Source organism: Pseudenterobacter timonensis (assembly GCF_900021175.1).
GTDB classification, from domain to species: domain Bacteria; phylum Pseudomonadota; class Gammaproteobacteria; order Enterobacterales; family Enterobacteriaceae; genus Enterobacter; species Enterobacter timonensis.
This window is the reverse complement of the sequence record NZ_FCOP01000010.1, coordinates 396,448-420,705: the sequence shown is the minus strand read 5'-3', so window position 1 is coordinate 420,705 and position 24,258 is coordinate 396,448. Positions and strand designations below refer to the sequence as shown.

At 53.9% G+C, this 24,258-nt stretch carries 19 protein-coding genes, 1 tRNA gene and 3 pseudogenes; 10 read left to right on the top strand and 13 right to left on the bottom strand.

The genetic code is table 11. The annotated features are described in order from the left end of the window. Window position 1: 1 nt before the first annotated feature. Entirely contained in the window at window positions 2-1,303 is a 1,302-nt protein-coding gene (locus BN3796_RS04465) for a CYTH domain-containing protein (RefSeq protein ID WP_061707179.1), read from the bottom strand. Between the two features lie 236 nt (window positions 1,304-1,539). Here BN3796_RS04465 and BN3796_RS04460 point away from each other — a divergent pair, with 236 nt between their 5' ends. Together BN3796_RS04460 and BN3796_RS04455 are read left to right on the top strand one after the other, a co-directional pair. After that, window positions 1,540-2,160: a TIGR04211 family SH3 domain-containing protein gene (locus BN3796_RS04460; RefSeq protein WP_061707178.1), complete on the top strand. Its 621-nt coding sequence runs from the start codon at window positions 1,540-1,542 to the stop codon at window positions 2,158-2,160. A 59-nt stretch (window positions 2,161-2,219) separates the two neighbouring features. Continuing rightward, entirely contained in the window at window positions 2,220-3,461 is a 1,242-nt protein-coding gene (locus tag BN3796_RS04455; RefSeq protein ID WP_061707177.1) for a multifunctional CCA addition/repair protein, read from the top strand. A 10-nt stretch (window positions 3,462-3,471) separates the two neighbouring features. Here BN3796_RS04455 and bacA read toward each other — a convergent pair whose 3' ends face one another. Next, window positions 3,472-4,293 carry an undecaprenyl-diphosphate phosphatase gene (gene bacA / locus BN3796_RS04450; RefSeq protein ID WP_061707176.1) on the bottom strand — a complete coding sequence of 274 codons (822 nt, stop codon included), beginning with the start codon at window positions 4,291-4,293 and terminating at the stop codon, window positions 3,472-3,474. A 106-nt stretch (window positions 4,294-4,399) separates the two neighbouring features. After that, a complete protein-coding gene (gene folB, locus BN3796_RS04445) occupies window positions 4,400-4,768 on the bottom strand; it encodes a bifunctional dihydroneopterin aldolase/7,8-dihydroneopterin epimerase (protein ID WP_061707175.1) in 369 nt (122 codons plus the stop codon). 107 nt (window positions 4,769-4,875) lie between these two features. Here folB and plsY point away from each other — a divergent pair, with 107 nt between their 5' ends. Then, window positions 4,876-5,484: a glycerol-3-phosphate 1-O-acyltransferase PlsY gene (gene plsY / locus BN3796_RS04440; protein WP_061707174.1), complete on the top strand. Its 609-nt coding sequence runs from the start codon at window positions 4,876-4,878 to the stop codon at window positions 5,482-5,484. Window positions 5,485-5,513: 29 nt separating this feature from the next. Here plsY and BN3796_RS04435 read toward each other — a convergent pair whose 3' ends face one another. Beyond that, on the bottom strand, window positions 5,514-7,484 hold the full coding sequence (locus BN3796_RS04435) for a S8 family peptidase (protein ID WP_061707173.1): 1,971 nt from the start codon (window positions 7,482-7,484) through the stop codon (window positions 5,514-5,516). Between the two features lie 296 nt (window positions 7,485-7,780). Continuing rightward, window positions 7,781-8,794 (bottom strand): tRNA (adenosine(37)-N6)-threonylcarbamoyltransferase complex transferase subunit TsaD, encoded by a 1,014-nt coding sequence (gene tsaD / locus BN3796_RS04430; protein ID WP_061707172.1) that lies wholly within the window; start codon window positions 8,792-8,794, stop codon window positions 7,781-7,783. Between the two features lie 237 nt (window positions 8,795-9,031). Between tsaD and rpsU the strand changes: the two genes are divergently transcribed. The 3 genes from rpsU to rpoD all read left to right on the top strand — a co-directional run bounded on the left by rpsU (window position 9,032) and on the right by rpoD (window position 13,399). Further along, entirely contained in the window at window positions 9,032-9,247 is a 216-nt protein-coding gene (rpsU, locus tag BN3796_RS04425) for a 30S ribosomal protein S21 (protein ID WP_001144069.1), read from the top strand. A 290-nt stretch (window positions 9,248-9,537) separates the two neighbouring features. Next, window positions 9,538-11,283: a DNA primase gene (dnaG, locus tag BN3796_RS04420; RefSeq protein WP_061707171.1), complete on the top strand. Its 1,746-nt coding sequence runs from the start codon at window positions 9,538-9,540 to the stop codon at window positions 11,281-11,283. 238 nt (window positions 11,284-11,521) lie between these two features. Then, window positions 11,522-13,399, top strand: a complete 1,878-nt coding sequence (gene rpoD / locus BN3796_RS04415; protein ID WP_262360313.1) for an RNA polymerase sigma factor RpoD — start codon at window positions 11,522-11,524, stop codon at window positions 13,397-13,399. 86 nt (window positions 13,400-13,485) lie between these two features. Here the strand turns inward: rpoD and mug are convergent, their stop codons facing one another. Continuing rightward, window positions 13,486-13,992 carry a G/U mismatch-specific DNA glycosylase gene (gene mug / locus BN3796_RS04410; protein ID WP_061707169.1) on the bottom strand — a complete coding sequence of 169 codons (507 nt, stop codon included), beginning with the start codon at window positions 13,990-13,992 and terminating at the stop codon, window positions 13,486-13,488. 124 nt (window positions 13,993-14,116) lie between these two features. On the opposite strand from mug, the gene BN3796_RS04405 reads away from it, so the two are divergent. From BN3796_RS04405 to BN3796_RS19935, 3 genes and pseudogenes are all read left to right on the top strand, one after another. Continuing rightward, window positions 14,117-14,192 (top strand) — tRNA-Ile (locus tag BN3796_RS04405). 301 nt (window positions 14,193-14,493) lie between these two features. Further along, window positions 14,494-15,605, top strand: a protein-coding gene (locus BN3796_RS04390) for an IS3-like element ISEcl10 family transposase (protein WP_148381728.1) whose coding sequence is annotated in 2 segments (ribosomal slippage) — window positions 14,494-14,755 and window positions 14,755-15,605 — 1,113 coding nt in all. Because the reading frame shifts where the segments join, the coding sequence is not laid out codon by codon here. 18 nt (window positions 15,606-15,623) lie between these two features. Further along, window positions 15,624-15,833: pseudogene (locus BN3796_RS19935) on the top strand (SymE family type I addiction module toxin); the annotation flags it as partial. Window positions 15,834-15,908: 75 nt separating this feature from the next. On the opposite strand, the gene BN3796_RS04385 reads toward BN3796_RS19935, so the two are convergent. Continuing rightward, window positions 15,909-16,292: a hypothetical protein gene (locus tag BN3796_RS04385; RefSeq protein ID WP_061707168.1), complete on the bottom strand. Its 384-nt coding sequence runs from the start codon at window positions 16,290-16,292 to the stop codon at window positions 15,909-15,911. Further along, window positions 16,293-18,689 (bottom strand): annotated as a pseudogene (locus tag BN3796_RS04380) (hemagglutinin repeat-containing protein); the annotation flags it as partial. Between the two features lie 18 nt (window positions 18,690-18,707). Here BN3796_RS04380 and BN3796_RS04375 point away from each other — a divergent pair. Then, a complete protein-coding gene (locus BN3796_RS04375) occupies window positions 18,708-19,436 on the top strand; it encodes a nuclease-related domain-containing protein (protein ID WP_061707167.1) in 729 nt (242 codons plus the stop codon). Between the two features lie 27 nt (window positions 19,437-19,463). Here BN3796_RS04375 and BN3796_RS04370 read toward each other — a convergent pair whose 3' ends face one another. The 5 genes and pseudogenes from BN3796_RS04370 to BN3796_RS04355 all read right to left on the bottom strand — a co-directional run. Continuing rightward, complete coding sequence (locus BN3796_RS04370) at window positions 19,464-19,820, bottom strand: hypothetical protein (protein WP_061707166.1); 357 nt, start codon at window positions 19,818-19,820, stop codon at window positions 19,464-19,466. A 69-nt stretch (window positions 19,821-19,889) separates the two neighbouring features. Further along, the gene (locus BN3796_RS04365) at window positions 19,890-20,189 is read right to left on the bottom strand and encodes a hypothetical protein (RefSeq protein WP_061707165.1); all 300 of its coding nucleotides are present in this window, start codon (window positions 20,187-20,189) and stop codon (window positions 19,890-19,892) included. 350 nt (window positions 20,190-20,539) lie between these two features. After that, entirely contained in the window at window positions 20,540-21,802 is a 1,263-nt protein-coding gene (locus BN3796_RS04360) for a tetratricopeptide repeat protein (RefSeq protein ID WP_061707164.1), read from the bottom strand. A gap of 474 nt (window positions 21,803-22,276) precedes the next feature. Further along, window positions 22,277-22,402, bottom strand: a complete 126-nt coding sequence (locus BN3796_RS21075) for a hypothetical protein (RefSeq protein WP_262360309.1) — start codon at window positions 22,400-22,402, stop codon at window positions 22,277-22,279. Between the two features lie 308 nt (window positions 22,403-22,710). Next, window positions 22,711-24,236 (bottom strand): annotated as a pseudogene (locus BN3796_RS04355) (hemagglutinin repeat-containing protein); the annotation flags it as partial. Window positions 24,237-24,258: the final 22 nt, after the last annotated feature.

Below are 24,258 nucleotides of genomic sequence, written 5' to 3'. Positions count from 1 at the left end.
GTTAACGTTTCCCGCTGTGCAGCCAGAACGGCGTCTGGCAGATCGCCTCATTGCGGAAATGTTCAATTTCAATACGCTGGCGCGTCTCTATCGCGTCACGCAGACCCTGCCAGTTTTCCAGCCACGCCCGCGCCTGCGGGCCATCGTAGGCGCCTGCCAGCAGCATTACGCTGTCGATGTCGCGTTTGAGACGGATAAGCCGATCGGCATAGCGATCGCCCAGCGGATAAGCAAACTCCTTTTTCAGCTCGGCGGCGTGACGGGAGAGGTGAATATCGGCAAAGCGCTTAAACGACTCGCCGATTTTGGCCTTCGCCCGCTCATCAAGGAAGTTTTGCCAGCCGCGGGTAACCAGAAACTCGGTCAGTGCCAGCTTCGCCGCGGCGGTTTGCGGGCTGTAGACGGCGGTGGGAGCTGAAACCTCCGTCGCCATCAGCGCTTCCGTCTGGGTCAGAAGATCGCGTAAGCGAGCGCTCGCTTTTCTCGGCACGATGCCGCCAAACAGGGTCAGGGTATGGCGCACCAGACCGATGGCGGCCAGAACAGGGGCTTTCGCCTCTTCATGGCCGCGCAACCATAGCTCTTCGTGATATTGCCACTGGCTCAGGGCCAGCTCCAGAGCGGCTTCCAGCCCCTGTTCCACGCTGGCCTTTGGCGCAACGTGCAGCACTGGGGTAGGTTTAATCGCGCGCGGCGCGTTGCCAGCAGCCAGATGGTAGCCGCGCGCCGCTTTGCTCAGGCTGCCCTGACGCAAACCCGACTGGCTCACCAGCCTGCGCGCCAGCTTCAGCAGATCGGCCGCCTCGCCCTCCAGCAATTCCAGCTCCAGCTCGCAGATCGGTTCCGCCAGCTCGCCGGCCTTCACTTCGCCGCGATCCAGCGCAATTTCAACACGACTATTGCCTTCGTTAACCAGCCACTTTTCACGCCAGAAATCGGTGCTGAAGAGCGGGCGAACGGCTTCCGATAGCCCCTGCGGCAATGCGCCCTCCGGCCACACCTCCGCCGGCAGACGCGTCAGATCGAGTTCCGGCTTATCGAGCGCCACATTATATTCCGGGCGCTGATGCAGCCCGCCCACCACGCGCCCGCCGATTTTCATCGTCATCTCGTAGCGCCCGTCCGCCCCGCGGATGCGCAGCCCCCGGTCGTGGCGGCGCAGCCAGTTATCGGGTGTTTCGTAGTAGATATTGAGCAGTTGCACCGGATCGTGGTGCTCGCCGGAGAAGGTGTCGAGCGCGTGACGTAACGCCTCGACGCTCTCATTTTCAACGATAAATTTTAATTCGATTTCTTGAGCCATAGCCTTGTACTTATGGTTGCGTCACAGCCGCGTCAATGAAGGCGAACTTCCTCGCCATTTACCTGTCAGTAGATAGTATTTTGCGCCAAATTGCCACGCAATGAGCAATTTGACGGGCGTAAAAGTTCAGAGTAGTGCCAGGACGACACAGATGATTCCGATTGCTGACGAATGCTTTGCGTGGAGACACTGTTGCCACTACTATCGTTCCACTTTTTATCAAAATAACGACTGATATGCCTAAATTACGCCTGATTGGACTCACTTTTCTCGCTTTAAGCGCCGCGACTGCGGTCCACGCTGAAGAAAAACGTTACGTTTCTGACGAACTGAATACCTGGGTACGCAGCGGCCCCGGAGATAATTATCGCCTCGTGGGTACGGTTAATGCCGGCGAGGAAGTCACCCTGTTACAAACCAATGAAAACACCAGCTATGGCCAGGTTCGCGACAGCTCCGGGCGTACCGCCTGGATCCCGTTGAAAGAGCTGAGCAACGAACCCAGCCTGCGCACCCGCGTGCCGGAACTGGAAAATCAGGTGAAAACCCTTACCGACAAGCTGAACAATATCGACGCCACCTGGAACCAGCGTACCGCCGATATGCAGAAAAAGGTGTCGCAGAGCGACGGGGTGATCAACGGCCTGAAAGAGCAGAACCAGAAGCTGAAAAACGAGCTGATTGTGGCGCAGAAGAAGGTGAACGCCGCAAACCTGCAGCTTGACGATAAGCAGCGCACCATCATCATGCAGTGGTTTATGTATGGCGGCGGCGTACTGGGTCTCGGCCTGCTTCTGGGTCTGGTGCTGCCGCACATGATCCCCAGCCGCAAACGTAAAGATCGCTGGATGAACTAATTCGCCTTGTCTGCCAGACTTACGTATCATCCTGTGAAACATGAATAGGGAGTAGATGCGTGAAGATTTATCTGGTCGGTGGTGCGGTTCGTGATGCGTTGTTAGGTCTGCCGGTCAAAGACAGGGACTGGGTGGTGGTTGGCGCCACGCCCCAGAGAATGCTCGACGCGGGCTACCAGCAGGTAGGCCGCGATTTTCCCGTGTTTCTTCACCCGCAAAGCCACGAAGAGTATGCCCTGGCGCGCACCGAGCGCAAATCGGGCTCCGGTTATACCGGCTTTACCTGTTACAGCGCGCCGGACGTTACCCTGGAGCAGGATCTGCTGCGTCGCGATCTCACCATTAACGCGCTGGCGCAGGACGATGCCGGGGAGATTGTCGATCCTTACGGCGGCCGGCAGGATCTGCAAAACCGCCTGCTACGCCACATCTCCCCCGCCTTTTCTGAAGATCCGCTGCGCGTGCTGCGCGTGGCGCGTTTTGCCGCCCGCTACGCGCACCTGAGCTTTCGCATCGCCGATGAGACCATGGCGCTGATGCGTGACATGACCCGCGCGGGCGAGCTGGAACATCTCACGCCGGAGCGGGTCTGGAAGGAGACGGAAAACGCGCTGTCCACCCGTAACCCGCAGGTCTACTTTCAGACGCTGCGCGACTGCGGCGCGCTAAAGGTTCTCTTCCCGGAGGTGGATGCGCTGTTCGGCGTCCCCGCCCCGGAAAAGTGGCACCCGGAGATCGACACCGGCGTTCATACGCTGATGACGCTCGGTATGGCGGCCATGCTGAGCCCGGAGGTAGATGTGCGTTTCGCCACGCTATGCCACGATCTCGGCAAAGGGCTGACGCCGAAAGCGCTCTGGCCGCGCCACCACGGACACGGTCCGGCGGGGGTAAAACTGGTGGAGCAGGTCTGCCAGCGGCTGCGCGTGCCGAACGACATTCGCGATCTGGCGAAGCTGGTGGCGGAGTTCCACGATCTGATCCACACCTTCCCCATCCTGAAACCGGCGACCATTGTTCGGCTGTTCGATAATATCGACGCCTGGCGCAAACCCCAGCGCGTCGGGCAGATCGCGCTGACCAGCGAAGCGGACGTGCGCGGGCGCACCGGCTTTGAGGCCAGCGACTATCCGCAGGGACGTTTGCTGCGCGAGGCGTGGGAAATCGCCAGAGCGGTGCCGACTAAAGCGGTGGTCGACGCGGGCTTTAAGGGGCCGGAAATCCGCGAAGAGCTGACCCGACGCAGGGTTCAGGCGGTAGCGGAGTGGAAGGAGAGGCGTTGCCCCCAGCCGAAAGGCTGAGGGCTGTCGGTCAATAAAAGACCAGATAGACCGCCGCCGCAACAATAAAGCGGTAGATGGCGAACGGGATAAACGAGATACGCTTGATCAGATGCAGGAAGGTTTTGATGGCGATCAGCGCGACGATAAAGGCGGTGACAAAACCCACCGCAAACATCGGAATATCCCCGGTGGTCAGAAAGCCGATGCTTTTATAGAGATCCAGCGCAGTAGCGCCCATCATCATCGGCACCGCCAGCAGGAAAGAGAACTCGGAGGCGGCGTAACGGCTTACGCCCATCAGCATCCCGCCGGAGATGGTCGCGCCCGAACGGGAAAAGCCCGGCCAGAGCGCCAGACACTGGAAGCAGCCAATCATAAAGGCCTGACGGTAAGTCATATCGTCTAGCCCCGGCGCGCGCGGCTCCTTCGGCTTCAGGCACTCGGCGGCGATCAGCAGCAGGCCGCCCACCACCAGCGCATACATCACGTTGATCGGGTTAAAGAGCGATTTGATGGTATCGTGGAAAATCAGCCCCAGCACCACCGCCGGGATCATGCCAAGCAGGATATGAATCAGCGTCAGGCGCCCTTTTCCTTCCCCTTCGCGCTGCAGCGGACGGCCAAAATGGATGCCGATCAGGCCAAACAGGCGACGCCAGAACATCACCACTACGGCCAGGATCGAACCCAGCTGAATTACCACTTCAAAGGTTTTCGCCGTTTCGCCTTCAAAGCCCAGCAGATGTCCCACAATGATCATGTGGCCAGTACTGGAAACGGGTAAAAATTCCGTCAATCCTTCGACCACACCCAATATGGCCGCGACCAGCAGCGAGTGTATATCGCTCATCTAATAAACCCCTAAAAAGACATAAAAAAACGGTATGCCCCCCGGCAACCGCGAAAGATACAGCTTTAAGACCGATATATCAGGAAATGGTTTAATTATGATGACGTTAAATGTTCCCTTTAAGATTTTGGCTACGCTCGATAACCACGCCCACGTTAGCCGCTCGCGCCACGGCTCCCGGCTTGCTTACCTTGATGCGCACCCAGGGTGAGTTAAAGCGGCTAAGCAGCAGTTCCGCCACCTCTTCCGCCACGCGTTCCACCAGGGCAAACCGCTGGCCTTCAACATGGCTGACCACCGCTTCGCTGACATCGGCATAGCTCAGGCAATCATTCACGTCGTCGCTTTTGGCCGCCGCGCGATTATCCCAGCCCATTTCGATATCGAACACCAGCTTCTGTTCAATGGTCTGTTCCCAGTCGTAAACACCAATTGTGGTGATTACCGAAAGTTGCTCTATAAATACTATGTCCATCACGCCCTGCCTGCTTTTTGGCTAAACCGGATACCACTTCCGGCGAATTATGCGTATTATCCACAGATGCAGAGAATACAGATACATTTTCAAAACGGAACAGCGTTATGAGTGCAATCGCGCCTGGAATGATTCTCCTCGCCTACCTTTGCGGCTCAATCTCCAGCGCCATTCTGGTCTGCCGACTGGCCAGGTTACCTGACCCACGCGAAAGTGGTTCCGGCAATCCGGGGGCGACCAATGTACTACGAATTGGCGGCAAAGGAGCAGCCGTAGCGGTTCTGATTTTTGACGTGCTGAAAGGAATGTTGCCCGTCTGGGGCGCGTGGGCGCTAGGCGTCACCCCGTTCTGGCTGGGTTTAATCGCTATTGCCGCCTGCCTCGGCCATATCTGGCCGGTCTTTTTTAATTTTAAAGGCGGCAAAGGGGTTGCCACCGCGTTTGGCGCGATTGCGCCCATCGGCTGGGATTTAACCGGCGTGATGGCGGGCACCTGGCTGTTAACGGTTCTGCTGAGCGGCTACTCTTCGCTTGGCGCGATCGTGAGCGCGCTTATCGCGCCATTTTACGTCTGGTGGTTTAAGCCCCAATTCACCTTTCCGGTGTCGATGCTCTCCTGCCTCATTCTTCTGCGCCATCACGATAATATTCAGCGTCTGTGGCGTCGGCAGGAGACGAAGATCTGGACGAAGCTGCGTAAAAAGAAGAAGTCATAAAAAAGCCTGGCGTTGCGCCAGGCCTGAGATTATCGACAGCTGTTGTTTGAGGCGCCCACTTCACGCCACGCTCCCCACTGACCGCCGGTCCCCGGCGTTTCCTGTCCTGAGTTGACATACCACTGGTTTTGCCAGATCTTGCCGCCGTAAGCGACTTTGGTGCAGTTTTTCGAATAGACGGTTCTTGCGCTATAGGCGGGAACATCCGTCGCGGGTGCGTTCGGCTTACTGACGTGAAGGGTCACGCTGTCCTGCGCGGTACGCCCGTCCGCTCCGGTAGTGGTCAGCGTATACGTGACATCCCCTTCGGCATTGGCCGGAATTACCGCCCAGGCCTGCGGCGCCTCAACGCTTTCCACCAGCGCGCCATTCTGTTTCGCCTGCAGGCCAAACTTATCGCCCCCTTTACTGATGCGCCAGCTAAAGGATTTCACGTTCAGGCTCTTGCTGCCATCCAGCGGCCAGGTGGTAACGCTATTGGCAGAAGAGACCATAGATTTATCCGCACCAGCCTCCGCCGTGGGCGCTGGCGCCGTTGAATCGCCGTCCTTCAGCGCCATGATTTTCGCCACTGCCCGCTCCATATCCGGCTGGGTGCCGATCTTCGCGGATTCATTACCTGCCAGCGGCGTACCGGTCTCCTGCAAAATCTGGCGCATCTGTAGCGGCGTCACGGTAATGCCGTTGGCTTTGGCAATACCCGACAGGCTCGCCACAACTCCGGCAATGATGGGGTTCGCCGACGAAGTGCCTGCAAAGGTATTGGTATAATTGTTCACGCCGTTTTGCCAGAGATCGCCGTAACCGGTGCTGACGACATCCCAGCAGCCCCATGAGGCGCTGGTAACACGCGAGCCATAGGTGCTGAAATATGCCCTTTTGCCCTCTTTCGCGCAGGCGGCTCCGGCGAGAATTGCGCCGGAATCACGGACGTTTACATCGAACTTACCGTTAAAGACCGGGTTATCGAGGTTAATATTGCCGTTACCTGCCGCCTCGATGACATACACTCCTTTGTCAGTCAGCGCCTTGATAAGATCATAATAAGCTTGCGCCGATTCCTGCGGCATATAACATTCGCTTTTACAGCCCGTCACTTCCCCGCCGCCGGTCTGCATGCCCATCTGTAACACGTCACCCGCTTTTAGCAGCGGAATCGTGTTGTACAGATTATTGACCTGCCAGGAGGCAAAACCCACCCGCGTGTTCCAGGCCAGCCCTTTAACGCCTGCGCCAATATCCCGGGCGGCCATGATCCCTACCGAAGCAGAGTCATGATTACCGCAACTCTGCCATTGCTTATTTCCCTGGCTGAACGCGATCGGCGGCAGGTTAATATGAGCAGGGTTCCACGCGCAGTTTTCTTCGGAAACTATAGTGACGCCCGCGCCGTCATTCCCCGCATATTGATTGACGCTGTCGCGATTCACACCGCCAAGGAAATACCCCTGTCGTTTTTCGGTCGGCGATTTTAAATAGTCCTGCAGATGACGAAAATCGGGTACGGCGGCTGCCCCAAGATTTTGGTTAATAGTGGATTTTAGCTTTGGCGGAGCGAAGCTATCAGAATGGCGATATTCTTCCAGCGATACCGGTAATGATTCGGGATAGACCGTCTCAACATTTGGCTTTTGTTCAATCTCCGCAATCACCTGGTTAATATAATCTTTATCCTGGCTTCGGCCTTCCGGCAGCGTAATACGCAAGTAACGGTCGAAACCATAACGGGTGTTGAGCTGTGCCATTTCGCTGGCCTCTGAGCCGCGAAGCAGGGTTGGGCGGAACATCGTGGAAGGCACCAGCGACGGCTCGCTGAGCGTGAGCGTATTCGCCGTCGTGCCGCCGGTGGATTTCAATAATGGTTTGACAGGCTTAAGTTTTACTACAATAGCATCGTAGGTTATGCCGTCATGCGCATATTCCACGTGAGTTAACGTTTCGGCATAAGCCGAACACGATACTGTGGCACAGATTAATAACGAGAGTAGACTTTTTTTCATTTAGCCAACGTTCCTTCATGACATATTTTATCATTCGCTATACGGAGTGTTTTAAAATCCGCCCTGCCCATTAAGAAAGTCTGATTTCCGAAAAAGAACAATTCTGGTCTGGGGGCTTTATTGAAAACAATTAATCTGGGCAGGAGCAAGGAGCGGGGCGAATAAAAATATCTTAAAAAAATAACCGTTATTGAGGGTAAGCTGCGGATTATTTAATTTTACTGAATATGATTTGTAGTTAAGAAATAAACGGAAAATATGCCCCGGAAGGCGGGAATGCCCTCCGGGGAGGCGGGTCAGGCGGCAGGCAGCTCCGCCAGCGGCCAGCGTGGACGCACGGAAACGCTCAGATCCGCCGTGGCGTCAGCCTTCAGACGCACCATGCCCGCATAGGCGATCATCGCGCCATTATCGGTACAAAACTCCGGGCGAGCGTAAAAGACTTCGCCGCGACGCTTTTGCATCATCTCAGCAAGCTTCGCCCGCAGCGTACGGTTAGCGCTCACGCCGCCCGCCATCACCAGACGCTTAAAGCCGGTCTGATCCAGTGCGCGTTTGCACTTGATCATCAGCGTATCGACCACCGCATCCTCAAAGGCGCGAGCGATATCGGCGCGGGTCTGGTCGCTGTCGTCATTATTACGAATGGTATTGGCCGCGAACGTTTTCAGGCCGGAGAAGCTAAAATCGAGCCCTGGACGATCGGTCATCGGGCGCGGAAAGTGAAAACGCCCTTCCGTTCCCTGCGAAGCAAGCTTAGAGAGCATCGGCCCGCCGGGATAATCGAGCCCCAGCAGCTTGGCAGTTTTATCAAACGCTTCGCCCGCGGCATCATCAATGGATTCGCCCAACAGTTCGTACTCGCCAATGCCGGTGACGCTTATGAGCTGCGTATGACCGCCGGAGACCAGCAGCGCCACGAAAGGAAATTCCGGCGGATTCTCCTCCAGCATCGGCGCCAGCAGATGCCCTTCCATATGGTGAACCGGGATAGCCGGCACATCCCACGCGAACGCCAGCGCGCGGCCTACCGTCGCCCCGACCAGCAGAGCCCCTACCAGCCCAGGGCCGGCGGTATAGGCCACCGCATCGATCTCTTGCGCCGTGAGACCCGCCTCTTTCAGCGCCGCCTGGATAAGCGGAACCGTTTTACGCACATGGTCGCGGGAAGCCAGTTCCGGTACGACGCCGCCGTAGTCGGCGTGCAGTTTTATCTGGCTGTACAGCTGGTTAGCTAACAGCCCTTTTTCGTCGTCGTAAATGGCGATGCCGGTTTCATCGCAGGATGTTTCAATTCCCAGTACACGCATGACTTGTTTTACCTCGCTTTAATACCGCGCAGTGTAGGACCAATGCGGGTTGATGTAAAACTTTGTTCGCCCCTGGAGTTCCGCTCGTGTATACTCCTCACCCTTATAAAAGTCCCTTTCAAAAGCGGCCGCGGTGCTTTACAAAGCAGCAGCAATTGCAGTAAAATTCCGCACCATTTTGAAATAAGCTGGCGTTGATGCCAGCGGCAAACCGATTTAATCAAAGGTGAGAGGCACATGCCGGTAATTAAAGTACGTGAAAACGAGCCGTTCGACGTAGCTCTGCGTCGCTTCAAGCGTTCCTGCGAAAAAGCAGGTGTTCTGGCGGAAGTTCGTCGTCGTGAGTTCTATGAAAAACCGACTACCGAACGTAAGCGCGCTAAAGCTTCTGCAGTGAAACGTCACGCGAAGAAACTGGCTCGCGAAAACGCACGCCGTACTCGTCTGTACTAATCTATTGAGGACCGACGTCCTCAGTTAACAGACAGAAGTAGTAGTCGTAAGGCCGTGCTTCCGGAAGGAATGCGCGGCTTGTTTTCGTTTATGAATCAGCATTTACACGAATCATTCATACTGAATCACAAAATGCGTCAGCGTTTTGAACAGCGCAAGCGCTCTCCCCGAAGGGGTGAGGCTGCAGGCCGGGTCACGCGGCAGATGCGTGGTGCCCCCAGCTTACCTGAGTAAGTGGCAGGGGTGAACGAACGCAGAGACAGTTTGAAAAAAGTGTAACGACGGGGCCTATGGCTGGACGAATCCCACGTGTATTCATCAATGATCTGCTTGCGAGGACCGATATCGTCGATCTTATCGACGCGCGGGTAAAGCTCAAAAAGCAGGGCAAGAACTATCACGCCTGCTGTCCGTTCCATAACGAAAAAACCCCCTCTTTCACCGTAAACGGTGAAAAACAGTTTTACCACTGCTTCGGCTGCGGCGCGCACGGCAACGCCATCGACTTTTTGATGAACTACGACAAGCTCGAGTTCGTTGAAACCGTCGAGGAGCTGGCGGCCATGCACAACCTCGACGTGCCCTATGAAGCAGGCAGCGGGCCTACCCAGATAGAGCGCCATCAGCGGCAAAATCTCTATCAGCTGATGGATGGCCTGAACGCGTTTTACCAACAGTCCCTGAATCAGGCTTCCGCAGAGCCTGCGCGTCGCTATCTGACCCAGCGTGGACTGAGCGACGACGTGATTGCCCGTTTCGCCATTGGTTATGCCCCTCCCGGCTGGGATAACGTCTTAAAGCGTTTTGGCGGCAATAGCGAAAATCGTCAGTCGCTGATCGATGCGGGCATGCTGGTCACCAATGACCAGGGAAGAAGCTATGACCGCTTCCGCGAACGGGTGATGTTCCCCATTCGCGACAAGCGAGGCCGGGTGATCGGTTTTGGTGGTCGCGTGCTGGGCGACGCCCTGCCGAAGTACCTCAACTCCCCGGAAACCGATATTTTCCATAAGGGCCGCCAGCTTTACGGCCTTTATGAAGCGCAGCAGGATAACGCTGAACCCCCGCGCTTACTGGTTGTCGAAGGGTATATGGACGTGGTCGCGCTGGCGCAATATGGCATTAACTATGCTGTCGCCTCGCTGGGTACCTCGACGACCGCCGATCATATTCAGCTGCTGTTTCGCGTCACCAACAATGTCATTTGTTGTTATGACGGGGATCGCGCCGGACGGGATGCCGCCTGGCGCGCGCTGGAGACGGCGCTGCCCTATATGACCGACGGGCGTCAGCTACGCTTTATGTTCCTGCCCGACGGCGAGGACCCGGATACGCTGGTGCGCAAAGAGGGCAAAGCGGCGTTTGAAGCGCGGATGGAGCAGGCTCAGCCGCTCTCCACGTTTCTGTTTAACAGCCTGCTGCCGCAGGTCGATTTGAGTACGCCGGATGGTCGCGCGCAGCTCAGTACCCTGGCGCTGCCGTTAATAAGCCAGGTGCCAGGGGAGACGCTGCGCATCTATTTGCGTCAGGAGTTGGGTAACAAGCTGGGGATTCTGGATGACAGCCAGCTTGAACGGTTAATGCCAAAACAGACCGATGCCGGTGCGGCTCGCCCCGCGCCACAGCTAAAACGCACGACCATGCGTATACTGATAGGACTGCTGATTCAAAACCCGGAGCTGGCGCCGCAGGTACCCTCCCTGGCCGGTTTGAATTACGAAAAGCTGCCTGGACTTGGCTTATTTGCAGAACTGGTCAACACTTGTTTGTCACAGCCAGGTCTGACCACCGGGCAACTGTTAGAGCATTATCGCGGCACAAAAGAGGCTGCAACCCTTGAAAAACTGTCGATGTGGGACGATATAGCAGATAAAGAGATTGCTGAAAAAACCTTCACCGACTCGCTTAACCATATGTTTGATTCGATGCTTGAGCTGCGCCAGGAAGAGTTAATTGCTCGCGAGCGCACCCACGGTTTAAGCAGCGAAGAGCGCCGGGAGCTCTGGATGATCAATCAGGAGCTGGCGAAGAAATAAACGAAAAAATCATTCAGGTTGTATCAGAGCAGCAAGAGACGGATCCCCGGGGCGTGGATAAGTACATGACCAGGATTCGATAACGCCGCTAACGCAGAGACAACCTGAAAGATGACCAATTTAACGGCTTAAGTGCCGAGTATCGTTCGGGAAGCCCCCGGAAGCCGCACTGAGAGGCAGCGGCAAGAATAAAAGTACGCCCTCGCTTTAAAGGTTGGCAGCAGCACCGCCGACACCAATCAAACGAAATAAGTGTGGATACCGTCTTATGGAGCAAAACCCGCAGTCACAGCTGAAACTTCTTGTCCAACGCGGTAAGGAGCAAGGCTATCTGACCTATGCCGAGGTCAATGACCATCTGCCGGAAGATATCGTCGATTCCGATCAGATCGAAGATATCATCCAAATGATCAATGACATGGGCATTCAGGTGATGGAAGAAGCACCGGATGCCGATGATCTGTTGCTGGCTGAAACCTCCAACAACACTGATGAAGATGCGGAAGAAGCTGCCGCACAGGTTCTCTCCAGCGTTGAATCTGAAATCGGGCGTACCACTGACCCGGTTCGCATGTACATGCGTGAAATGGGCACCGTTGAACTGTTGACCCGCGAAGGCGAAATCGACATCGCAAAACGCATCGAAGATGGGATCAACCAGGTTCAGTGCTCCGTCGCCGAATACCCGGAAGCGATCACCTATCTGCTGGAGCAGTACGATCGCGTCGAAGCGGAAGAGGCGCGTCTTTCCGATCTGATCACCGGTTTTGTTGACCCGAACGCGGAAGAAGATCTGGCCCCCACCGCCACTCACGTCGGTTCCGAACTCTCTCAGGAAGAGATGGACGATGACGAAGATGAAGATGACGAAGATGGCGATGACGACAGCAGCGACGATGATAACAGCATCGACCCTGAACTGGCCCGCGAGAAGTTCGCTGAACTGCGCGCGCAGTACATTGTCACCCGCGACATCATCAAAGCGAAAGGCCGCAGCCACGCCGCCGCACAGGAAGAGATCCTGAAGCTCTCTGAGGTGTTTAAGCAGTTCCGTCTGGTGCCAAAACAGTTCGACTACCTGGTAAACAGCATGCGCGTCATGATGGATCGCGTGCGCACCCAGGAACGCATCATCATGAAGCTGTGCGTTGAGCAGTGCAAAATGCCGAAGAAGAACTTCATCACCCTCTTCACCGGCAACGAAACCAGCGAGACCTGGTTCAACGCGGCGATCGCTATGAACAAGCCGTGGTCGGAAAAACTGCACGACGTCTCTGAAGATGTGCACCGCAGCCTGCAAAAGCTGCAGCAGATTGAAGAAGAGACCGGCCTGACCATCGAGCAGGTAAAAGATATCAACCGTCGCATGTCTATCGGCGAAGCGAAAGCGCGCCGTGCGAAGAAAGAGATGGTTGAAGCGAACCTGCGTCTGGTTATCTCTATCGCTAAGAAGTACACCAACCGCGGCCTGCAGTTCCTGGATCTGATTCAGGAAGGTAACATCGGTCTGATGAAGGCGGTGGATAAGTTTGAATACCGTCGTGGTTACAAGTTCTCCACCTATGCAACCTGGTGGATCCGTCAGGCGATCACCCGCTCCATCGCAGACCAGGCGCGCACCATCCGTATTCCGGTGCATATGATTGAGACCATCAACAAGCTCAACCGTATCTCCCGCCAGATGCTGCAGGAGATGGGTCGCGAGCCGACGCCGGAAGAGCTGGCCGAGCGCATGCTGATGCCGGAAGACAAGATCCGTAAGGTGCTGAAAATCGCCAAAGAGCCTATCTCCATGGAGACGCCGATCGGCGACGACGAAGATTCGCATCTGGGGGATTTCATCGAGGATACCACCCTCGAGCTGCCGCTGGACTCTGCCACTACCGAGAGCCTGCGTGCCGCGACCCACGACGTGCTGGCTGGCCTGACCGCCCGTGAAGCGAAAGTGCTGCGTATGCGTTTCGGTATTGATATGAACACCGACCACACGCTGGAAGAAGTGGGTAAACAGTTCGACGTTACCCGCGAACGTATCCGTCAGATCGAAGCGAAGGCGCTGCGCAAGCTGCGTCACCCGAGCCGCTCTGAAGTGCTGCGTAGCTTCCTGGACGATTAATCGCTCCTGCCATTAAAAAAGCTCCCAACCGGGAGCTTTTTTTATCTCTATCTTCCGACTGCGGTTTAAGTGCAAGGAGCCTTCTCCTAGCGGCCCCGAACCATAAGCGCCTCATCCAGCTCCCGATAGGCCTCTACCAGCTTATCCATGGTGGCCCGGTTAAGCCCGCTTGGGTTAGGCAGCACCCAGACCTGGGTCGCGCCAATGGTGATTTTTTGCTTTCCCCAGTGCACTCCACGCTGGCTGAACGCCTGCTCGTAGGCTTTCTTACCCAGCACCGCCAGCGCATCTGGCTGATAATCCTCTATCTTCTTAATCAGCTCCCGCCCGCCGCTGCGCAGCTCATGCAGATCAATCTCGCTTGCCTGTACCGTAGGCCGCTCCACCAGCATAGTGATCCCGCAGCGCGTATCGAGCAGATGCTGCTCCTCTTCCGGCTTTAGCAGTCGATCGGTAAAACCCGCCTGATAGATGACCTTCCAGAAGCGGTTACCCGGATGGGCAAAGTGAAATCCCGTGTGTGCCGATGATTTACCCGGATTGATCCCGCAGAACACCACCCGCAGGCCCGGCGCAAGAATATCCTTAATCATGTTTCCTCCCATCGATAGATCGTAATAGAAGTATAAGGGATTGATTATGAATTGTTTATAAAAACAGCAGGCAGGTTTGAATGTCTGGATTGCGGCGGGGAGTTACTTTATAATTCACCGCCACGGCCCCTTAGCTCAGTGGTTAGAGCAGGCGACTCATAATCGCTTGGTCGCTGGTTCAAGTCCAGCAGGGGCCACCAAATTTTCTCTTTATTATCAAAAACCTATCCATCACCAATCCTTATAAAACTAACTATTTTCTTCCGTTGTGTTGCAAAAGTGTCGCATGACTTAGCCAATACATACCAACGCACCAACTTTTCAAACGATGAGTTAGAGGAAAATGGAAAGAAAAATTCCGCAGCCTTTACCCGCTGCGAGTTTTACGATCGCGCACAACACAACTACATCCCGCTCCAGGGTGTAAGTATCCCGCATAATCGTGCCATTCACATTTAGAGATCCTCCGGCATAATCAATCTGCCAACAAAGGAGATCGCTATGCGTAAAGCCCGTTTTACTGAGCATCAGATCATCGCCGTGATTAAGTCGGTTGAAGCCGGACGAACGGTTAAGGATGTCTGCCGGGAGGCCGGTATCTCTGAAGCGACTTACTACAACTGGAAGTCTAAATACGGCGGTATGGAAGCTTCTGATATTAAAAAGATCAAGGAGCTTGAGGACGAGAACCGACGCCTCAAACAAATGTTTGCCGACCTGAGCCTTGAGAACCGGGCGCTGAAAGACGTTATCGAAAAAAAGCTTTAAAACCAGCCTTTAAGCGTGAGCTGGTCACTCATCTGATAACGGCATTCGGACTCAGTATCCGTCAGGCCTGTCGGAGTCTCAATCTGAGCAGAACGGTTTATCATTACCGTCCGGATACCACGCGTGATGAACCCGTTATTACCGCATTGCAGGCGGCAGCTGAACGATACCCACGATACGGTTTTCCAAAACTTTTCCAGGTTCTGCGGCGGCAGGGATACGCGTGGAATCACAAAAGGATCCATCGTATTTATTGTTTGCTGAAGCTGAATTTTCGCCGTAAGGGTAAACAACGGCTGCCGGTGCGTAATCCCTCGCCACTGGCCACACCGGAAGCGCTGAACCAGAGTTGGTCTGTCGATTTTATGCATGATGCCCTGGTCTGTGGCCGTCGTTTTCGCACGTTCAATGTCGTTGATGACTTTAACCGTGAGGCGTTGTCGATTGAAATAGATCTGAATCTGCCAGCTCCGCGAGTGGTCCGTGTGCTCGACAGGATCGCGGCAAATCGCGGCTATCCGCTCATGCTACGCATGGATAATGGACCGGAATTTATCTCGCTGGCACTGGCTGAATGGGCAGAGAAACATGCAGTAAAGCTGGAGTTTATCCAGCCGGGTAAGCCGACACAGAACGCTTTTATTGAGCGTTTTAACAGGACATATCGTACAGAAATACTCGATTTTTATCTGTTCAGAACGCTGAATGAAGTGCGGGAAATCACGGAAAGATGGGTGTCAGAATATAACTGTGAACGCCCTCATGAATCACTGAACAATATGACGCCGGAGGAATATCGGCAACACAATCATTTGGCCGGGATCTCAAAAAATGCCTGGAACTAAAACGGGTCTATTTACAAGGGCAAGTGGATCTCACAGGCCGGGTTTACTGACGGGATGCCGATCAAGATCCGCGTGATGCCCGACTGCATTGTCATCACCACCCAGAACAGCCGCAAACTATGGGGCTGCGCCGAGGGTTTAAGCGTCGCCCACTTCAACAAGAAGAAGATGAACCAGTGGATTAAGGAGTTTCCGGGGGCGCTGAACGATACCGGCCTCCAGCATTAGTGGCTACATGAAGAGTAGGATTAAACGCTGATAGGTAAAAAGATCCCTGCTCAGTGGCCGGGATCTCTGCAATAGCTACCACCATTTAGGATAATCGTTAAAAGCACGTAATATCGATTGCCTGGCAGCATCATCAAGCTTTTCACTTCCTTTTGATAGGGAGATACCACCATTGATATCTTCCTTCATACATGACCAATTCAGCTCACCAGCGACTGGATTCAAAACTAACTCAAAACCGTCGTTCATATCCTTGAGGATGGCAAGTTCACCACAGTTCATATAGCTAACAAACTGGTCAAAGCACTGACACTCTATCCAGTAGTGAGCATTAACCTCAGCCTTATAACCAAACTTCTCAACTGAAATTGAGACGTTAAACTTTAAGGAAGGAACATGCTCATCAAGCTCAATAACGTCCAGCTTAATATTTACAGGATTAGTAATTTCTATATCCATTTAATGAGACCCTAAATAACGTGCATGAATTATTGTCGGCAATTCTCCATCAATACGAGGCGGCTTAATTTCTAGCTGCCAGCCATCAACCGTAATTCGTTCTCCATATGGCATATTAGTTTTAGTTGCCGTGTTCACAGCAGCTTGAAAACTACGCAATTCCTCTTGACTGGCAAGACGCACTGCTTCAGGCGTATGTATCACAGCTTTTGATGCCGCATATTCAGCCATATGTTCTGTAGCATTACCATGCACCCATATTTTTTGTCCATTTGGTAAAGACATTTCAAATGATTGAGGAATTACAGATCCTGGATGCACTGGCTGTGTTGCCTTGATTGAGTCGAAAACGGTTCCTGTCGATAACTGATTGGCTTTTGAATAATTAGCCACAATGGAATCGATCTTACTGACGGCGGCGGCCCCCAACAAAGGCGTCATTGATGCCGCCACCGTCTTCATCCCGTCATAGGTTTCGACATAGTTCTCCGCCGTCACCTTATCGACACCAAACTGCACCATGGCATAGTTTACCATAGCATCCTTCACCTGCTGTTGATTCTGAGTATCAACACTGGTGATATTCAGCAGGTTCACTATCTGCCCGTAAGCATCTGCGTATTGCTGGCTAACCTTCGAGTTATACGGCCCTGTTTCATATTCATCTTTAGCCGCTATGACCTCCAGCCGCGCACTCGCACAGGCCGCACTCCCTGCCGCACCGTTACTGCAGGCATCAATAACTTTCTTATCACTAGCTATATCTTTTTCACGTAGATCATTGATAGTCTGCTGTGCTTTTTCGCGTTCAGCCGGGTCGTTACTGTTGAGTTTTTGTTTCGCTATCTCGAGCGCCGTCTTCTCCGACACGCTCAGATAGTTATTCTCAACCGCATTCTTCCCGGCCTGCCCCCCGGCAGCCGCTGACCCCGTACTGTCTCCCGCCAGTCCGCCAGCCATCCCTGCCGATATCGTCGCCAGCGTGCTGACCGTCTGCTTCTGCTCCTCGCTCAGGTCACTCACCGCTTTGCCCGGATACATCGCCGCCATGATTGCACGCGCAGCCAGTTCCCCCGTAGCCGCTCCGGCCGCACCCGCCGCTGCACTGTTCCCCTGCAGCGCCGCCACCGCGCCGCCCAGTATCGCGTGCGCAATGGTGTTGATCGCCGGATTATCCTCCGTCGGTTTCAGCAGATGCGCCAGTTCCGGTGCCGAGGCTCCTGCCAGCGCACCGGCGATATCTCCGCCTGCCAGCCCCTGAAGCGCTGCCGTTGCCGCCTGAATGCCACGCTGAATGGTGCTGCCCGTACCAAACTTCGCCTGCTCATCCCGGTACGTCTGTGTCTCTTTCAGCTGCTCAACTGTCAGGTCAGGGTGCGCCTTACGCGCCTCCTCCAGCGCATTCAGCTCGCCCTGCGTTCTGGCGATGTCTGCCACCTGTCCGCCGATATCGCTGATGGCGCTCACCTGCGCAAGCCGCTGCTGCTCCTTCTCCTTGTCAAATATCGGGCTGATGCTGTCGTTTGCGTGTGCTGTGTCCCGGCTCAGGCTGGTCACATCCTGCTGCTGGTTCGCGGCATCACGGATGGTGATGTTACCCTCGCCCACCGCCGCCTGCGTCGTGCCTTCCGCATGACCGCTGCTGCCCGCTGCCGATACCACGCCGCCCGGCAGGTTGCCCCTGAATGCATCACCGCCAAAGTCACCGCCACCGCTGAGGCTGGCGCCGCTGTGGCTGACTTTGTAATCCGCCTCGTTGTGGATATCCCGGAAGCCCAGCGTGCCCGTATCGAGACTGTTTTTGCCCGCCGTCGCAGTCGAGGCAATCACCGCACCGTCAAGCTGCGTGTGGCGTCCTACCGTCACATCAAAACCACCGTCGCCCGCGAAGAGCCCTGTCTGCTCCTGCACCGAGTCATACGTGCTCTTCATTTTGTCCTGGCTGGCGCTGATGTAGCCGGACCCCGTCATGCTGCCGAACGAGAAGCTGCCGCCTGCCGCCGTACTGCTCTGCGTCGATTTATAATCGTTGCTGTCCTGCTGGCTGCTCATCCACAGGTCGTGCCCTATATCCGCAACGATTTTATCGCCACTCACCTGCGCGCCGTTCAGAATGGCGTCCCGACCGCTGGTCATGGAGACCGTCCCGCCGCTGTCGAGCGTGGTTTCAGTCCAGGCCGTACCGTCACCCTTTTCACTGCCTTTCGAAGCATTCACATTCGCAAACACGCCGATGCCGTAACCGCTCTTGCCGCCGCCAATGCTGACGCCTGCACCGCCACCGCTGCTGCTGTTCTTTCCTGTCGTCTGCTGCGTGCTGGCCGCGCCGCCCAGCACAATGTCGTTCGCTGCGACAAGAGCGGTGTCGCCGCCCGCCTTAAGCTGGCTGCCGCCGATACCCCTCAGTGAGATAACATGGATACCCTTCTGACCCTCTGGCGAGTTGTCGTTACAGGCATTATGTTGCTGATCCTCATAGTGCTTTACTGTCTGCTTGATTTACAGTCCTCGGCTATCAATGAAGGGCGTACAGTGAAGAAAATTAAAGCTGGCCTGCCTGACGACGCAGAAGGGTTGCTGAGCGACCTGACATTACCGGTTCATAAAAGAGGTACAACCCAAATTGACCATGTGCTCATCGCTTCCCACGGGTTATATGTCATTGAGCAAAAAGATTACGTCGGGGCACTTTACGGGACTCTGGAAGATAGCCACTGGCGTAAGTGGACTCACGTAAGAAGCCTAAGGCTACAGAACCCTTTCAGGCAGAATTACGGTCATATCAAAGCCATTCAGGAAACTTTGAAAGCCGCCGATATTCAGTGTATTAACGTCGTAATCATTAACGGCCCCTGTAAATTTAAGGGGGAGAAACCTGACTGGTTATGTATGGGAACTGATGAGTTTATACATAAGGTAAAGGAAAGACGGGGTATGAATGTGATCCATCCAGAATGCGTTCGTCATATTCATGCTGAGCTTAAATCAAAGCGGAAGTCGCCAGGTCTCTACACCGATCTGCATCATATCCATCACGTCACGACCAAATATAAAAAACCCATGCCCTTTGCGCAGAGTGTGACTTATCGGGCTCTGAAATTTATCAGGTATATCTGGCATACCATGTTTCTTAAGGTGAAGTGAAAAAAAGCCCTGCTTACGCGGGGCTTTTCAGGGATTCAAAACAGGAATATTTTGCCATGCCTCCTGTAACGTTCGCATGACTTCCCCAATCGTGAGTGACGGCCATAACGTGGTTTCTGTCATGACAACATCATCGGGTTCGCTTTCTATTGGCACCAGACATAAAACAATACGCGTCCCTTTTACCTGATAACCCAGGTTTACTACCGGCTGTCGGTATGTTGCCAGAACACCTTCACCATACTCCGCAGGATTACTCGCCCAGTTACGGACCAGGGCATAGACCTGCGGCATATATCGGCTGTCCAGATCCCCTTCAGGACGTCGGAAAGGTACCACCTCTTCAGACCGGTAAATGGTCCTGGTATAGCCTGCACTTGCCATTTAAACCTCCTTTCTAAGAGTGAAATTATTACTGACGACCTGCATAAATATTCAGATATAAAGCTGGCCTTATTTAATTAAATCTTTTGAATTATCCAATTCTCGCAAAGCAATGGCCCATGGTTCATTATAATTTTGCATGGTGTATGGATCTCCCCCGGAACTTTTAAGAGAGAACTCATAATTGCTTTCATTATCCTTTTCGGTCATTTTTATGGACGGTGCGAGCAGGATTGCATCCACTTCCTGATAATTTCCGTTACGTTTAACCATGATTTTTACTGTTTTGGGTTTACGTCTGGAGCGCAATTTATTCGCCACATAAAGCAGCACAATCCAACCCAAAAGCACGTATAAAAAAGTATCCATAATGCCCCCTTTGTATGTGTCTATTATAACTGATGACGTTTAGCCCCAAACAGAGGCTGTGCAGGCAAAATCGTCGGTTCCTACCAGTCTGGCAAAAGCTCTATCTGTTCCGTGACGTCAGAATAGACGTTTTTCTCCGGATGCGTTAGCCGAAGGTGAAAAGTAACTTTTTCTTCTTCAGCCTGATTCAAGATCCTTCAGATACACACCACCAGCTGTCCCGGTCGCCGGGCTCTACAATAAAACCCTGCCACTATAAGCGCGGATCGAAAAAGATTTCCTTTGGTAGCCCGCCCCGGCGCCCTTCCCTGACTGGGCTGAACGAGTACCTGACAACTTGAACTCACTACCTACTTTAGTTTGTTTGTTTGTTTTTCAGTAAGATAAACGTTAACCGAGAACTTCTTTACCTCCGTCTTAAAATTATCCGTCATAACTGCGAGGTATGCGTTTTTGCTGTCCTTGAATTGCTTCAGGAGAATCTGTACATTGTCTGTACAGACGAAGGCCGTTGCCAAATTACCTTTTTCTTCTGAATGATCTTCTAGGAAAGCGCAGTCAATTTGTTGATTATTGGCTTTAAAACTGGCATCGTCACCTTGCCAGATGAAGGTAGCGTTAACTCCTTCATCTATTGATGTTGCAACAAGTCTCTTACTATGTTTTTTCTCTTTTGGCTGTTTTAACGTAGCTCGATAAGTTCCCTTGTTTTTCATCTCCTTCACGGTATCGCAACCCGTCTTTTCACCTTTATCACAGGACTCCTGGTAAAGCTCGCTTGCTTTCTGGTAGTTTTTTTTAACACCTAAGCCGTTTAAATATATATAACCTAGATTTGCCATGGCTGAAGTGTCACCTTTATCTTTCGCCTTTTCAAGATAAGCGCGTGCAGAGGCATAATCTTTTTTAATCCCCTCTCCGTGCATCAACATGTGACCAAGATTATTCATGGCGTAAACATCACCAAGATCAGCAGCCTTTTTATACCATTTTACGGCCTCTTTATCGTCTTTTTTAACTCCAATCCCATCATCGTACAATGTAGCCAAGGCAAACATAGCTTGTACGTAGCCTTTATCTGCTGCTTTTTTATATAGTGAAAAGCTTTTTTTATAATCTCTGCGAACTCCTTTCCCATATTGATATCTAGAACCTAAATAATACATAGCGTCCGGGTTACCGGCAGACGCAGCCAGTTTAAGATATTTATCTGCTAAAACCGGGTCTGGTTTTCCGACCAGTCCTCTTTCATAGAAGGCCCCAAGATTGTTATAAGATGCACCATTTACCGCATCACCAGCCTCTATATATAATTTTTCAGCCTTAAAGTAATCTTTATCGACGCCATACCCAAAGGTATACATTATCGCGAGTGCATGAGAGGCGGGTTTATCTCCCTTTGATACAGCTGAAGCGAGCCATTTATTCGCTTCAGTATAATTTTTTTCGTAGCCATTTATACCTTCTAAATAATTTATGCCTAAATCACGTTGCGCCATGGTGTCTCCACCTGCCGCAGATTCCAAAAGAGATGTATTACCATCAGCACGCGCTAAACCAGAACTTAGAAATAGAGACAGAATAAGCAATGATGTGGGGTAAATGAATTTCATATCTTTCCGGGCTTAGTCGTGTGATTGCAGTGTTAGAAAGGGGCATTGGTGAAGTGTAAAGGTTACTTCATTTCGGTAAAAGTGTCAGTTTTTTATGCAGGTTACCAAGAGGCGCTTCTTATGTACTCTCATTTCTTTGTTTCCGTAGTCTTCGGATTTAAACGGTATCAACCGTATTGTGCCTTTATAAGACAGGTTGGCGGCAGGTGGGGCGGAGCAGAGCGCATGCCCTATAGTCCGGGTGCCGGGCCCGGACAAGAAGGGAACAGATATTTAGACCGGACCAATGCTGAATCAGATGCTTTAAGTGTTAAAAGCGAAGGATTTGATTTTCACTCACACCCGGGCGAGTGGTGGGATCGAGATAGTGTTGTCCGGGTGCGATGTCGCTGGTACCCGTTCGTTTAGCATTTGTCCCCGGGTTCATCACGAGTGCCGGTGGCTGGCAACACCTTACATCCAGTGAGCCTGGGCTTAAGCATGCCCTATCCAGCTGCGGTAACGGCCCACGATATCGCCTATTAGGGTTCTTAACGCCATCTTTTCTTCGCTGACTGTCGTGGCGGTAAATCCGGACGGGTCATGTGCAGGGTGACTCATATTCCTTCTCCTTTACGTTTAGGTGCTCAGCAAAAAAAGACAGGCTGATCATACCTGGAGCGTCAGAGTGACCTGTCCGTTTTGGCCGGTAAAAACATCTGAAAAACAGGGTAAAAAGTGAGGAAATCAAGAACGGCCCAGCCGGACCCGCTCTTTCTCTTTCGGATGCGGGTACAGATATCAGGATCGGCTGCAAAACTGATTCATGCCGTCAGAACGGACGGGCGCTATTCTATTGCTGGCTATTATCGCCCGGGTCCCCTGGCACCAGCTTATGGAGAGTTTGTGGATAAAGAGCGGCTTTTCTTGCTTCTGGCCACTCTATCGTCGTTTCGCCGGAGCGAGGCGATACCGCTGTTGGGATCGCCGTTAATCTGCGCCATTTCCGCACCCTGCGACGCCTGAACGCCTGACAGTGCCGCTTTGGTGGCTTTCAGCGACGCAAGGCGGTCATCGCTCTCGCCTTTCGCGTCGCGTGCCGTCTGCACCGCACTGTTCACCGCACTCCCCGCCGCCCCGGACAGTGCCACCGTCAGCCCGCTGCTCTTCTGCTCAAATTTCTCATCGCGGGTGCGTTTGTCATGCCCCGGCTCAATCACCACGCTGTCGCCGGTGAGGCTGATATCCTTCTGCGCGATGATATCCGCCCCGCCAATATGCGCCTGTTTGCCCGCCGTAATGCTGACGCTGCCGTCCGTCGAGCCGACGGTGCTGAAGCTCTCGCTCTGCGTCGTGCCCTGCTCGCGAAGATCGTGGGTGGACTTGCTGCTGCCTATGGTGAAGCCGATGCCGCCCGTGCCCATCAGGCCGGACTTTTTGGTCTCCTTAAAGCGCCAGGAGGTGTCGGTGTTGGTCGCCGCCACGATCTCCACATTGTTGCCTGCGGAAAGAGCCACATCGCCGTCTCCGGCGACTGCCGAACCTAACACCCGCAGGTTGTTACCCGCCGAGACCGTCACGTTGTCGCCGCTCAGCAGAGAGCCTTTCTCCCGCGTCGCGCTGTCTTCCTCAATGGTTTGGGTGGTCTTTTTGCTCAGGAATCCGCTGCTGGTTTTGGTTTGTTCCCTATAGCGGTAATCGCTCTCCGTCGCCGTCGTCAGGTTTACGTCGCGACCTGCCGCCACGCCAATAGCGCCCTGCGCTGTAACCTCTGCCGCCTGCGCGGTTACGTCGCGCCCTGCGAGGATCACCGTATTGCCGCCGCTGGCAATCTCCGTACCCTGCTGGCGAACAGATTCATCAATGGCGGTTTTTTCTTCGCCTGGCTGCTGGAGCTTTCCGTTGACGCTTCCGCCAGCAGGTTCACATCCCGACCGGCCTGAATGCCCACATCTCCTTCTGCCGCCATCGCCGCCACCCGGGCATTCACGTCGTTACCCGCCTGCAGGGTGAGGTCGCCGCCCGCGCTCAGGGTACCGCCCTGATGCGTAACGGACGCCGTCTCCGTGGTCGTCTGACGAAATCCTGAGCGACCTTCACTCTGAGCAATCTCGTTGGCGGTGATGTTGATATCATTCCCCGCCGCCATGGCCAGGCTGCCGCCCGCCGACACGTTTGCGCCGGTCACGTTGATATCCTGTCCGGCGCGCATCGTCAGCCCGTCGGTGGCGGTGATGGAGGCCGCCCTGCCCACATCATTGCCACCGAAGTGGAGGCTACCCGCGTGATTCGTGGCGTCAATGTTCCACTGCTGTGCGCGGGTAACGTTGTTAATGCTGCCCGTGACGCTCTCCAGCCCTATCGTTTTACCGCTGATGGTGGAGTTGATGTTGTTGATGTCCCCCAGCGCGCTCAGGTTCAGCCCGGCGTTGAGGTTGCTCAGGCTGTTGCTGCTGGATGGTATTGCGGTCGGCCGG

Bases quoted from the DNA above. Each gene is read 5' to 3' on its own strand.
- mug (WP_061707169.1), bottom strand. From the start codon at position 13,992: ATGATTAAGGATATTCTTGCGCCGGGCCTGCGGGTGGTGTTCTGCGGG.
- BN3796_RS21075 (WP_262360309.1), bottom strand. From the start codon at position 22,402: ATGAGTCACCCTGCACATGACCCGTCCGGATTTACCGCCACGACAGTC.
- BN3796_RS04435 (WP_061707173.1), bottom strand. From the start codon at position 7,484: ATGAAAAAAAGTCTACTCTCGTTATTAATCTGTGCCACAGTATCGTGT.
- plsY (WP_061707174.1), top strand. From the start codon at position 4,876: ATGAGTGCAATCGCGCCTGGAATGATTCTCCTCGCCTACCTTTGCGGC.
- tsaD (WP_061707172.1), bottom strand. From the start codon at position 8,794: ATGCGTGTACTGGGAATTGAAACATCCTGCGATGAAACCGGCATCGCC.
- BN3796_RS04460 (WP_061707178.1), top strand. From the start codon at position 1,540: ATGCCTAAATTACGCCTGATTGGACTCACTTTTCTCGCTTTAAGCGCC.
- BN3796_RS04360 (WP_061707164.1), bottom strand. From the start codon at position 21,802: ATGAAATTCATTTACCCCACATCATTGCTTATTCTGTCTCTATTTCTA.
- rpsU (WP_001144069.1), top strand. From the start codon at position 9,032: ATGCCGGTAATTAAAGTACGTGAAAACGAGCCGTTCGACGTAGCTCTG.
- BN3796_RS04465 (WP_061707179.1), bottom strand. From the start codon at position 1,303: ATGGCTCAAGAAATCGAATTAAAATTTATCGTTGAAAATGAGAGCGTC.
- bacA (WP_061707176.1), bottom strand. From the start codon at position 4,293: ATGAGCGATATACACTCGCTGCTGGTCGCGGCCATATTGGGTGTGGTC.
- folB (WP_061707175.1), bottom strand. From the start codon at position 4,768: ATGGACATAGTATTTATAGAGCAACTTTCGGTAATCACCACAATTGGT.
- BN3796_RS04365 (WP_061707165.1), bottom strand. From the start codon at position 20,189: ATGGATACTTTTTTATACGTGCTTTTGGGTTGGATTGTGCTGCTTTAT.
- BN3796_RS04370 (WP_061707166.1), bottom strand. From the start codon at position 19,820: ATGGCAAGTGCAGGCTATACCAGGACCATTTACCGGTCTGAAGAGGTG.
- BN3796_RS04385 (WP_061707168.1), bottom strand. From the start codon at position 16,292: ATGGATATAGAAATTACTAATCCTGTAAATATTAAGCTGGACGTTATT.
- dnaG (WP_061707171.1), top strand. From the start codon at position 9,538: ATGGCTGGACGAATCCCACGTGTATTCATCAATGATCTGCTTGCGAGG.
- BN3796_RS04375 (WP_061707167.1), top strand. From the start codon at position 18,708: ATGGATACCCTTCTGACCCTCTGGCGAGTTGTCGTTACAGGCATTATG.